The organism is [Clostridium] citroniae WAL-17108 (assembly GCF_000233455.1).
GTDB lineage: Bacteria > Bacillota > Clostridia > Lachnospirales > Lachnospiraceae > Enterocloster > Enterocloster citroniae.
Map to the genome: position 1 here is coordinate 1,142,338 of NZ_JH376420.1, position 12,618 is coordinate 1,154,955.

Sequence of the window (12,618 nt, forward strand, 5' to 3'; positions counted from 1 at the left end):
TTTCATTTTAACACTTTTTATCCTTCCCAATGGCCTTTTATATAGTCCTTAGGAAGCACTCCGTATTTTTTTCGGAAAGCGGCTGAGAAATGGCTCATATTGGAGTATCCTGCATACATGGCTGCCTGGCTCACATTGAGCCTGTTTTCCGTCAAAAGAAAGGCAGCATACTCAAGCCTCCGGTCGATTACATAAGCGTGAAGGGGTTTTCCCGACAATTCCCTAAAGCCCTTTGTAAGCTTGGATACACTGATGCCGGCCTCCCTGGCAAGGGTCCCGCAGTCCGGTACATTGGCACTGTCCCGGTCGATCCTGTGCCTGATCTCCAGGATTACTTCCCTGTCTGTCCTGCTGCCAGTCACCCCGCCGGAACCCCCGCCCATATCCAAACAGGAATCCAGACAGGCGGCGATCATTTCCAGTATCTTACCCTCCAAATAGATGGCGCCGATACCGCCGCAAAACTGATCCGCATGTTCCAGTTCCTGCAGCAGACGGTACATGTAAGGTGTAATCGTTATTTTTGTAAATGACCGTAACATACGATCCGCCAGGTTCATCTCCTTCATACCCAGATGTCCTTGCGCAATGTATTGGAAATACTCCCTGGGTATTTGAATGCTTTTAAACCTGAATCCGACCCCGCCCTGATACCAGGCTGAGCTGGGCAGCGAGGTGTCCCGGTACATGCAGGCTTCCCCCCTCTCCACCCTGACCCGGTGTGCGGGCTCCCCCATCTCCCAGGCCAGTCCCTGGTTAAGGAAAAAGATCATCTGGACCGCGTCCATGGGAAGCCGTCTGTTTTTCTGTACCCAGATATCCTGCTCATAGTACATTTCCCAGTCCATGGCGGAGACTCCCTGTTTTGTACGCCTTTCCCATATCTTACACCTTCCGATCTCAGGTGGAATGCGGTTAAATACTTCACCCGCAGAACCTGCTTCAGATTCCTCCAAAAGCCGGCTTATATATTCCCCCGCGCCATTCCTGTACATGGGAACCACCCCCTACTGCCCATACTGGAAAACAGCCAGTCTGTCATTCATATCCTTGATCTTGGGCAGGGTTCCCATGAGCCATCCCCGGAAAGTAAATCCCTTCATCACGTCATTAAAACTGTTCTCCTTTATAAGCTTCAGGCCCGGGCACAGCTGTTCCAGCTCTTTTCCCGAATCCGTCCCCCATGAGAAGACAGCTCCGGTATTCTTTACCGTATCGTGATGTTTGCTCATCCTGGCCGCGGCCAAAGGCATCAATTCCGCCAGTAAGATATAATCCGTAAACTCCTGGCTGATGACACCCAGCAGGGCTTTCACCTGTTCCCTGGTAAAGTACATAAGGATTCCCTCCGCAATAAAAATAACCTTTTTCCCCTTTTTAACCAGTCTGGTCCAATCCGGCTCCAGGATGGATCCCTCGATCAGCCGGACCCGTTCCTCCTCCTGAAAGAACTGTTTCCTGACCGCAATGGCATCCGGAAGGTCAATGTCATACCACAGTATGCTTCCATTGTCCACCCGGGAAAAGCGGCTGTCCAGGCCGCAGCCCAGATTGACGCACACTGCGTCAGGATATTGCTGCAAGTATGATTTAAGAGCCCGGTCAAACATGATGGTCCTGGCCACCACTCCCTCGTGGCTCATGAATTTATCATACTTATCTGTTTCAAGTTCCAGCTGTTCCAGTATCTCCACCGCCTTTTTGTCGCGGATCCTGGCCTTAGGCCGCTGTGTCTCACTGGCCTTTATGACCAGAGGGATCAGCATTGTCTCCTGCACGGTTCCCAGTTTTACCTTCATCTTATCTCCCTTCATATTCTGATCTTCCTTTCCTTTTCATTTCTTCTCCGTACCGCATCCTTCCGCCAATTCTGCTAAAGCATTACAACATCATGGCCTCACCCTGGCCCCCTCATAGATGCCTTCTGAGTCCACCTGGTCGATCACCAGGTCCCCCTCCTCCAGGCCTGAGGTGATCACTGTGCGTATGCCTGTCTGGTATTCCACCTCCACCGCTTTTCTCACAGCCCTCCCATCCTCGATCTGATACACGAAATACGTTTCATCTGCTTGGAACACAGCGCCGGATGGAACGGTCAGGCAGTCCTGTTCATGATAAAGCAGAAATCTGATATTGACCCCGTAGCCTTCCCTGCCGGCCAGGGCTTCCCCATCATCCAACGCGGCCCTGACATGGACCCGGTACTCATCCAGCCCCAGGGCGGAGGTTCCTCTGTCAGCATAGTCATATACCTTTTCCACCGTACCTGTAAAGGTCTCATCCCTGCCGCGCAGCTGCAGGGTAACCTCCACCGGTTCCCCCTCCTTTATGTATGGCGCAATATTGGTCAGCACATCCGCCTCTGCTTTCATCCCTTCCCGGCTGTTGATGACCGCGGCCGTCTCCCCCGCCTGGATCACGGACATTTCCTTTACCGGCAGCGAGGTGACGATGCCGTCCCGCTCCGCTTTCACCCGGCATCTGGCGATCTGTTCCTCCATCTGGGACACTGCTGTCTTCCGGGACTGGATCTGAGCTGTCAGCTGGTTTAACTCACTGTTATAAAAGCGGGAGTTGATCGTGCTCTGGTCAATCCCCTCCTCTCTCAGGCTTTCCAGGAACCGGCTGCTCTCCTCGTAACGTCCCCTGGCCTGCTGCCAGGAGGACAGTGCCGCCTCATAAGCCGCTTTGTCCGTCTCCATCTGCACCCTGGAAATGGCGCCTGAAGCATAGAGCACCTGATCTCCTTCATACACGGATTTCGCAGACTGGTACCTGGCTTTTCCGGCCTCCAGCTCCTGTTTTACCGCTTCCAGATATTCCTGGGGTGATGTGGTCATAACCTGGTTGATCCTGCTTTGTTCCAGCTGGGCTTCATACCCGGCCAGAGCACTTGCCGCCAGGGCCTTTTCATACTCATAATCCGTACTGTCTATGGTAAACAGAACATCCCCTTTTTTAACCCGCGAATTTTCTTCCACCAGCAGGCTGCTCACCGGTCCTGACGCCTGGGCGATCACCCGGTATTCCCCTCCAAAACTGATGATGCCCTCCTCTGTATACCGGTCCTCCACCAGACCTCTTTTTGCTGCCGCTGTCTCCACCTTCTGTCCGCGGCCGCCTGCAGCAGCACAGGAAACCGCGGCAATCACCGCCAGCCCGCCCGCCACACAGGCCAGTAACATTTTTCTGCGCTTTTCCATTGCTTCTTACTCCCTTTCCTTTAAGATCTCTGTCAGCCGGATCCTGTCAATAAACCGCATCTCGGCCGCGCAGGCCAGCAGGGTGATCCCCATGCAGATAAAAAATGCGGCCATATAAGAACCGGGACTGATCTTTATACGGATGGTGTAACTGTCCGACATGACCATCTGCTGGATCATCCTCCGTATGGCCATACTCCCCGGAATCCCGGCCAGGATCCCCACTGCAAAATATGCCATCTGCTCAAAGAGGAGAAGCCGGCTTATCTCCCGGTTGGATTCTCCCAGAACCATCAGCGTGCCGAATTCCGTCACCCGCTCCCGGATATTGATCATAGAAATGTTGTAGATCAGGATCCCTCCCGATGCCACGGCCAGAATGGCAAACATATGGATCATGGCCATCATGCTCCCCATCATATCCCTGTAGCTGTCTGTGATCTTTTTCGTGTCCACCAGCCAGGTCACACGGCTGGTCTTCAGCATTTCAGCCTTCAGACTCTCCGTTTTTCCGGCTTTTGTCTTTAAAAGCACTGTGTTGGCTGCCGGCTCTGTGTGGAATACCTGCTCAAAGCTGCCAAGACTCATGTAGCAGCCGCTTCCAAGGCTCTCTTCGATCACCTGGACCACCAGCACAGGCACCGCTTCCACGGTCATCCCCGGACAGTTGATCCTGACCATATCCCCCTTTTTTACATGAAGTTTATCTGCTATCCGGCTGTTTATGATAAGCCCCCGGTCCGGCGGCTCATAGAAATTGTTCTCATTGTCCATGATCCTCCACAGACCGGACCTGGGGTTCAGCCCGTACAGCATTACAAATTCCGAAAGGTTTTCATTTTTAATCTCTGCCTGCACCGTACACACGGCCTCTGACTCCTCCACCCCTTCCAGGACTCCCCCACTCTGGGCAGCCTTCACCGGGCTTACATACCGGTCCAGGGAAAGCTGCAGATCGTAAACCTGTACTTTATCAAACTGGTCCATGTACATCTGGTCCGCCACACCGTTAAAGGAGAAAAGCACGGAGGCCATGGAAAACGGGAACCCGATGGCCAATATGAGCAGGAATCCCCTGAATGGATTTCTTGCAATGGAACGGCATCCCATCTTTTCCATGGCCCCCAGCCGTTTTAACAGGAAGCCGGGAACAGGAAGGTTTCCCGCCCCTGACGGGGTTCTGGCACGCATGGCCTGCGCCGGGGTGATGGAAAGGATATCCCTGACCCCAAGGAACACTGCCGCCAGCCCGGTTCCCAGGGCGATCAAAAGCCCGTTGATCCGGCTGTCCATGTAGTTGTGGTAAACCGTATCCGGCAGGTTAAAAAAATCCACATACATATCAAACATATACTTGCCAAAGGGAGCTGCCAGAACGCTGCCCAGGACGGCTCCTCCGGCGCCCACCAAGGCGCCCTCCAGGAGATAGGCTCCCATAAGTTCCCGGTCCGTCATGCCAAAGGCTTTCATGGTACCGATCAGGGTCTGATCCCTGTCGGTCATTTTCTTTAAAACCACATACAGCATAAACACGGAGATACACATGAACATGGCGGGAAGCACCGTACCCGTGGAGATCAGTTCATGCATTTCCCCGTCCACCATGTTAAAGCTGCCCTGGTCCTCTTTGGAAGCAAGGGATACAAGGCCGTAAGGCTGGAGGCCCTGGGCCAGCTGGAACCGCACATCTTCATAGGTGTAGCCTGGTTTCAGGGAAAATCCCAGTTCATTCAGGGAATCCTGCCTCCCTGTCAGCTCCTCCATCCGCTTTTTTTCAATGCATGCAACATCATATATCTCTCCATCCGGTATCATGGCCCCGCCTGGGGGAATGGAGTAGATGTAATCCGGTGCGTGGCAGATGCCTGCAAAGGAAAAATCCACACCTCTGCCTCCCCACAAAAGCTTCAGCGGCTCCCCCTTATCATATCCATAAATTCCAGCCATCCTTCCTCCCAGGTACAGGCTGTCATGCGCCTTAAAACCTTCCGACAGGATCAGACGGTTCAGGGCGTCCCCTGCATCATAGGACAGAAGGCGGACGGTCACGATCTCCTGCTGTCCCTTTGCAAGGATCCTCACATCCTCCGCCATTTTCCCGGATACCTGGGCAATTCCCGGAATCTCCTTCATCCGCTCCAGCTCCGCGTGTGAGATTGCGGATACCTGGGCGAACACGTCCGCCATGGAGCTGGTCCGGTAGTACTCCTCCACCTGGTCCCTCAGATTTCTCAACGTATCCATCATGGCCACATAGATAAAGATTCCAATGGCAATAATGAGAACCGCTCCCACAAAGGAGCCTTTGTTCTGCCCGGCCAGCCGAAACACATTTCTGCGAAAATGCCTCACTACCAGTCCACCTCCTCCGGCCTTAAGGGGCTTTCATTTTGCCCAATGCGTTCCAGGCACCCGTCCTTAAAATAAAATACCCGGTGGGCGATCTGTGCGATCTTCTGGTTATGGGTGATCAATACTACTGCCTTTTGGTATGCGCGGTTAAAATCAGCCAGCAGCTTCAGAATCTGCACCCCGGTCCTGCTGTCCAGGGCTCCGGTGGGCTCATCGCACAGCAGGATGTCCGGATTCTTGCACAGGGCCCTGGCAATGGCCACCCGCTGCTGCTGTCCTCCTGAAAGCTTGCTGGGAAAATGGTCCGCCCGGTCAGCAAGCCCCACCTGCTCCATCAGCCCACCTGCATCCAGGGGATGTTCCCCCAGTTCCGCTGCCAGTTCCACATTCTCCAGGGCCGTCAGCCCCGGCATCAGATTATAGAACTGGAACACAAATCCCACATGGGCCCTACGGTAGGCAGTGAGTGCCTTTTTATCTTTCCAGTCAAGTTCCTTTCCCCCGTACAAAAGCCTTCCGCTGGTGGCTGTCTCTATTCCGCCCAGTATATTTAACAGCGTGCTCTTTCCCGACCCGCTGGGCCCCAGGATCACAATCAGTTCCCCCCTATACAGTTCAAAGGAAATATCCCTCAGGGCGTGCACGGTGATCTCCCCCAGCACATAGTTCTTGTTGATCTGCTCCGCCTTTATAAGCGCTGTCCCGTATGATCCTTCCATTAGTTCCCCTTTCAAAGCCCCAAAGCAGGTCCGGAGTCCGGCTTGACCGCGGGATCCAACCCATCAGCGGGCCGACAAAATGAATAAGGCAAAAAAGTTAGTTTCATCTAACCATCTGTCAAAAAAGAGGGGCCTCCGGTTTTGCATAACCGGCCCAGCCCCCTCTCTGGGATACGATCCTTTATTCTTGTTATCACTGTTAACTAACATTAAGTCCAATATAGCTTACAGCCCCCTGTTTGTCAACCCAATGAAGCCTGTGGAGAAATCTTATCAATAGGCCAATATCTCATAGCCCTCCTCTGTGACCAGGACCTGGATCTCCCACTGGGCGGACGGCTGACCATCCTCCGTGTATACGGTCCATCCATCCTCCTCGTCCGTGAAAATCTCGTCTGATCCCATATTGATCATTGGCTCAATGGTAAAGACCATGCCGGGAACCATGAGCATTTCCGTGCCCCGTTTTGACACGTAGCTCACCCAGGGCTCCTCATGAAATTCCAACCCCACACCGTGACCGCCGATCTCCTTTACCACCGTGTATCCGTTCTCCTTTGCAAAGTCATGGATCGCCTGGCCCATATCCCCCAGGAATCCCCATGGCTTCACCTGTTTAAGCCCCACATCCAGGCTCTTTCTCGTCACCTCCACCAGGCGCTTCTTTTCCTCAGGCACCTGGCCGATACAGAACATTCTGGAAGAGTCGGAAAAGTAGCCGTTGTAAATGGTGGACACATCCACGTTTACGATATCCCCCTGGCGCAGCACCACATCCGGTGACGGTATGCCGTGACACACCTGGTCATTGACGGAAGTACACACACTTTTAGGAAATCCCTCAAAATTCAGGGGCGCCGGTACGGCATGGTTTTTTACAGTCTGCTCATAGACCCACTGGTCGATCTGCTCCGTTGTGATTCCTTCTTTTATGTTCCCACTGACATAATCCAGGATCGCTATGTTGATCTTCCCGCTCTCCCTGATCCCCTGGATCTGCTCCTGGTTCTTGATGATGCTGCGGGGAGGCACGATTGCTCCCCTGTGCATGAATTCCTCCAAGCGGGCGTCAAAATCACTGTGGCATTTCTTATATTTCCTGCCGCTTTTACACCAGCACAGATCATTTCTTCCTAATTTGTTCATATGTACCAACCTGTTCATATATTATAATACTCCTTCTTCATGTTTGGGATGATTTTATCCTAAGATCCCGGAGTGCATTTGAAAATGGCCCTCCAGCCGGGATAAAAGAATTTCCGGAACGTGGACAGATAATGCTCCGCCTCCTCTTTTGTAAATTTATGAATGACAATCTCAAAAAATGCCGATGTATAGGCGCTCAGCAGCAGATGCAGTTCCCTGGGATCTATCTCCTTTGTCTCCCATCCCTTTTGTCTGGCAGCGGCCAGAAACTCCATGGTCTTTTCCTGCTCCAGCGTCACAAAGTCATGGATGAAGTTCCCGTACCTGGTACCGGATGAGCAGCACAGCAGTAATCTGAATTCTTCAAAATAGCGGTAGACCAAAGGCAGCAGATATACAAGTTCCGCCTCACCGTCCCACATTTCATCCAGCGTTCCCTTTTCAAGAAACCCATAATTCCTGGCTTCCATGGCGCTGCACATTTCCTGGAGTTCCTCCATCAGCGGTTCCACCAAAGCGGAAAACATAGCTTCCTTATCTGCAAAATGCCGGTAAAGTCCGGCGGATGTCATCCCCGCAGCCTGTGCAATGGTGCGCATGGAGGCTTTCTCAAAGCCCTTTTCCAGGAACTCTTTCCTGGCAGCCATTACGATCCTTGCGCGGCTGGCATGTTTGTCTTTTGGCACGTAAGCCCCTCCTGCCCGTCATTGGATCCGATCCTTTTTCTGTGGGTTATCAATGTTATCAATTATAACATGTTTATCCCGGCTGTCAAGAAATCCCGCAGACCAACAGGCAGTGCGCAGCTGTTTCAACCGCGCACTGCCCGTCCCTGTATACTAAAGGCTCCACGTCAGGCTCCTGCCCTGAAGCTCCGCCATATGGCGGTAGACCCCGTTCCTGTCCATCAGCTCCCTGGGAGTCCCCTGCTCCGCCACCAGACCGTCTTTCAGCACCACGATCCGGTCCGCTCCTGCCACGGTGCGCATCCGGTGCGCAATGATCAGGACTGTTTTATCCTTTACCAGGTTGGAAATGGCCTCCTGCACCAGTGTCTCATTCTCCACATCCAGGGAGGCCGTGGCCTCATCCATGAGTATGACCGGAGCGTCCTTTAACAATGCCCTGGCAATGGAAAGCCGCTGCCGCTCACCCCCCGACAGGGTGGAGCCGTTTTCCCCGATCCTGGTATGATAGCCGTCAGGGAGACGCCGGATAAATTCCTCGCACTGGGCGGCCCCGGCGGCATTGATTACCTCCTGGTCCGTGGCCCCCTTGCGCCCCAAGCGGATATTTTCCATAATCGTGTTGTTAAAGAGGACCACATCCTGGAACACAATGGAGAAACTTCCCAGCAATGTCTCAGGGTCCACACTGCTGATATCCATGCCACCCAGGGTGATCTTGCCCTTGTCAATGTCCCAGAACCTGGCCGCCAGTTTTGCACTGGTGGACTTTCCTCCGCCGGACGGACCCACAAGTGCGGTGACCTGTCCCTGTCTGGCTGTAAAGGACACATCCTTTAAAACCTGTTCCCCGTCCTTATAGGAAAAGCCCACATGGTCAAACACAATGTCATACCCTTTATAGGAAACGCTTTTATTTCCCTGCTGGACAGGCTGCTCCTCAATCCCCTTCATGCGTTCCACCACCAAAAGGGTGGAGTACACGGCGGACAGGTTCTGCAGGCAGCCTGCCAGCGGCAGGTACAGTCTGGTTGCAGCCAGCATGAACATGAGGAAGATCATAAAATCAATGGACCGTGACACCAGAAGGGATGCGCCTGCCAGCACAGTGGTGGCCATGCCGATCTTAAGGAACATCTGGGAAGCCGTCACCAGGGTTCCGTTTAACAGTTCCAGCCTGATGGTAATGGATTCCACGTTCAAAAGCTTCTGGTCCAGCCCCTTAAGGTACTCCTCCCTCTGGTTGTTGGCCTTGATGTCCTGGATGTTTTCAATGCATTCCTGGATCCCGTCCGAGGCAGCAATCTTCCTTCCCTTCTGCCTGCGCTCCATCCGGTCCACCATGGGCCTGGTCCCCGCTGCCAGGAGAAATGACACCGGCGCTACCCACAGCACTGCCAGCCCCATCCTCCAGTCCGCTGCCAAAAGACCTATGCCTATGAGCATGGTGGAAATCAGGGCGCCTATAAGCTCGGGTATAAAGTGGGAAAATGCCTTTTCCACAAAAGCGCAATCCGCCATAATGGTGGTTGTCAGGTCCGCCAGGTCCCTTTTCCCGAAAAAGGAAAGGGGCAGGGTCCTCAGCCGCTCCGCCAGGCGGATGCGCATCTGGGCGCTCTCTTTGTAGGAGGCCAGAAAGGTTGTATTATACTGAAGGCGCTCCACCGCAAAGATAACGGCTAAAAGCAGGACACTGATGCCCATGTACCCGGCCATCCCCATAACAGGGGCTTCTATTCCCACCAGCGGCCCCAGAAGCCGTTCCAGGAAAACCAGCAGGATGCCCATGGGAAACATCAATCCGATATTGGTCAGGGCGCAGGAAAAAATCGCCTTGGTCAAATCCTTTCCGCCCTGCTCACTTAGTGCAAATTTTCTCTGAAGATATCTGCTCATACCTCTCCACCTACCTTCCACTCCACTGACGTCTGGTAATCCTTCCACATTTTGGCATACAGCCCCCCTGACCGGAGAAGTTCTTCATGGCGTCCCTGTTCTGCGATCCGGCCCTGCTCCAGGACAAAAATCCGGTCCGAGCGGCACACGGTGGAAAGCCTGTGGGCGATCATGATCACTGTCTTTCCCTTAACAAGCGTCTCAAACGCCTGCTGGATCAGATACTCGTTGTCGGGGTCTGCAAATGCAGTTGCCTCATCCAAAAGCACAATGGGCGCATCCTTAAGGATTGCCCTGGCCAGGGCGATCCGCTGCACCTCTCCACCGGACAGGTAGGTGCCCTTGGTCCCCACCACAGTATCCAGGCCCTGGGGCATTTTTTCAATAATGTCCTCACACCGGGCAGCAGCCACTGCCCGCATCACTTCCTCCTTTGTGGCCTGCGGCCTGGCGGCCCTGATATTGTTTAACAGGCTGTCCTTGAACAGATGGCAGTCCTGAAACACAAAGCTCACCAGCTTCATCAGCTCCTCACTGCCGATTTCCCTCACATCCACGCCGCCGATGCAGATACTTCCCCTGTCCACGTCAAAGAACCTGGGAATCAGGCTTACCAGAGTGGTCTTTCCGCTTCCCGAAGCCCCTACCATGGCGGCCGTAGCGCCCTGGGGGACGGTGAGGGACACATGGCTCAGCGCGTCCGTTCCTGTGTTGTCATAGGAAAATGATACGTCCCTGAACTCAACGGTGTAACCCGAGGGGGTTGTGGCAGCAGCCGGCTCAGGCAGCGGCTTTTCCTTTATGATATCCAGGATCCGGTTCATGGCATCCCTGGCTGCCATCGTATTCTCGCTGGTCCACATGATCTTATCCATCATGGAAACACAGATCGGTGTGAAAAGAATATAGAACAGCAGATCCAGGGCAATGGTCTCATAGACCGCGCCCCTGGAGATATCCCCTGCAAGCAGGATACCGGCCGGGATCAGAAGGGCAAATATGCCGTTGATGCTGACCGTATAGGCGCACATGGGAATGCGCAGGGACACGGTATAATTCACCGCCCAGTCCCGGTAGCGCAAAATGGAGTCGTGGAAACTTTTAAAGGAAAATATACTTTGCTGGAATGTCTTGACCACGGGTATTCCCCTCACATATTCCACAGCTTCATTGTTCATGTCCTCCAGGGCATTCTGGTACTGCCTCATACACTCGGCCATTCCCGTCCCCATCATGCGGCTCAGGAAAAAAGCTCCCACCGCCATGGGGATCAGGCTGATCAGCCCAAACCTCCAGTCAAAAACCAGGAGCAGCACAAGGACCGCCGCCGGGGTGACCAGGGCGCCTGCCAGGTCCGGCAGCTGGTGGGCCAGGTAGGTTTCCGTCTGCCCTGCCCCGTCATCAATGATACGCCTTAACTTACCGCTGCCCCTCTGTTTAAAATATCCCACGGGGAGTCTGGTCAGGTGGTGGAGCGCCACTGTCTTCATATTCCTGGCCGTGCGGAATGCTGAAAGATGGGTGCACATCAGTGCCCCAAAATAGATCAGCATACTAATCAGGGATGATATGACCGCCATCCACCCCCAATACACCAGGGCATTTCCGTCCATCCGGTCCGGCCAGCCCGTCACTGCCAGTTTCACCACATTCCACATACACAGGTAAGGTACCAGTCCGATCACTGCGCTGATCCCCGAAAGGACACAGCCTGCCCCTGTGAGAAAACAATGCCTCCCTGCAAAGGTCATGAGTGTGACTTTTTCCTGATCCGGAAGTTGTGTCATGATCAATTTACTGTTTCCATCCACTTTCTCATCCTCCTTATCAAATAATCTTTAAATTAGTTAAAACTAACCATCAGTCATAAAACCAGGGCTTTTTAAAGCCCCAAAATCCTGATCCATCCCGCATGCTGGAAACGGCTCAGTGTGACTGAACATGAGACAGCCTGTTCCCTTGGTACATCATGGGATACAAACTCATGAAGCTGCTGAAAAAAGGACCGGCACAAAATATGGATCAGCGTATCGCTCATCTCAGGCACCGGATGTCCCAAGGTCTTTACCGCGCCCACAAAATCCCAGCACGACTTTTCCTCCACCGCTGCCAGCCTGTCAAAGAAACCGTCCCTGGCCCCGGGAGCGCCGCAGCACATCAGCAGTTTGAATGCGTCAAAATGGTCATATATGAAATTGACCATCCGGGGAACATATTCCTCCGTGATATCAGACAGCATACCCGGCTGTTCATCCGGCGCAAGAGCTGCAAAATCCTCATGGGTCTTCACATACATGTTCACCAGTTCCTCGGCCGCATCCCTGGTAAGCGCCTCAAACAGCGCCTCCTTGCCTGGAAAATATCCATAGATGGCTCCGGTGGTCACCGATGCCTCCCCTGCGATCCTTCTAAGGGATGCCTGTTCATATCCGTATTTTAAAAATTCCCTTTTTCCCGCTTCCAGTATGGCCTCCGCCGTCTTGTTCCTCCGGTTTCCCATCTTCCCCTTTCCTGCCTTTCCGTAAAATATAACGTTGTTATATAACACTGTTATTATGTAACAAAAAAAGGAATCAGTCAATATGTCTAACTGATTCCTTTTCTCATTAAAGCCTC

At 53.3% G+C, this 12,618-nt stretch carries 10 protein-coding genes; all 10 read right to left on the minus strand.

Annotation, left to right across the window (positions count from 1 at the left end):
• Window positions 1-17 precede the first annotated feature (17 nt).
• The gene (locus tag HMPREF9469_RS05135; protein ID WP_007859874.1) at window positions 18-995 is read right to left on the minus strand and encodes a helix-turn-helix domain-containing protein; all 978 of its coding nucleotides are present in this window, start codon (window positions 993-995) and stop codon (window positions 18-20) included.
• Between the two features lie 12 nt (window positions 996-1,007).
• Window positions 1,008-1,814 (minus strand): class I SAM-dependent methyltransferase, encoded by an 807-nt coding sequence (locus tag HMPREF9469_RS05140; protein ID WP_227884060.1) that lies wholly within the window; start codon window positions 1,812-1,814, stop codon window positions 1,008-1,010.
• Between the two features lie 75 nt (window positions 1,815-1,889).
• Window positions 1,890-3,203 carry an efflux RND transporter periplasmic adaptor subunit gene (locus tag HMPREF9469_RS05145; protein ID WP_007859876.1) on the minus strand — a complete coding sequence of 438 codons (1,314 nt, stop codon included), beginning with the start codon at window positions 3,201-3,203 and terminating at the stop codon, window positions 1,890-1,892.
• Window positions 3,204-3,209: 6 nt separating this feature from the next.
• Window positions 3,210-5,555: an ABC transporter permease gene (locus HMPREF9469_RS05150; RefSeq protein ID WP_007859878.1), complete on the minus strand. Its 2,346-nt coding sequence runs from the start codon at window positions 5,553-5,555 to the stop codon at window positions 3,210-3,212.
• Complete coding sequence (locus HMPREF9469_RS05155; RefSeq protein WP_007859880.1) at window positions 5,555-6,274, minus strand: ABC transporter ATP-binding protein; 720 nt, start codon at window positions 6,272-6,274, stop codon at window positions 5,555-5,557. The genes HMPREF9469_RS05150 and HMPREF9469_RS05155 overlap by 1 nt, the downstream gene beginning before the upstream one ends.
• Before the next feature lie 273 nt (window positions 6,275-6,547).
• On the minus strand, window positions 6,548-7,420 hold the full coding sequence (locus HMPREF9469_RS05160) for a methionyl aminopeptidase (protein WP_040415563.1): 873 nt from the start codon (window positions 7,418-7,420) through the stop codon (window positions 6,548-6,550).
• A 59-nt stretch (window positions 7,421-7,479) separates the two neighbouring features.
• Window positions 7,480-8,106, minus strand: a complete 627-nt coding sequence (locus HMPREF9469_RS05165; RefSeq protein WP_007859883.1) for a TetR/AcrR family transcriptional regulator — start codon at window positions 8,104-8,106, stop codon at window positions 7,480-7,482.
• Window positions 8,107-8,259: 153 nt separating this feature from the next.
• A complete protein-coding gene (locus HMPREF9469_RS05170) occupies window positions 8,260-10,002 on the minus strand; it encodes an ABC transporter ATP-binding protein (protein ID WP_007859884.1) in 1,743 nt (580 codons plus the stop codon).
• The gene (locus HMPREF9469_RS05175) at window positions 9,999-11,813 is read right to left on the minus strand and encodes an ABC transporter ATP-binding protein (protein WP_007859885.1); all 1,815 of its coding nucleotides are present in this window, start codon (window positions 11,811-11,813) and stop codon (window positions 9,999-10,001) included. Before HMPREF9469_RS05175 ends, HMPREF9469_RS05170 begins: the two co-directional genes overlap by 4 nt.
• Before the next feature lie 71 nt (window positions 11,814-11,884).
• Window positions 11,885-12,502 (minus strand): TetR/AcrR family transcriptional regulator, encoded by a 618-nt coding sequence (locus HMPREF9469_RS05180; protein WP_007859887.1) that lies wholly within the window; start codon window positions 12,500-12,502, stop codon window positions 11,885-11,887.
• Window positions 12,503-12,618: the final 116 nt, after the last annotated feature.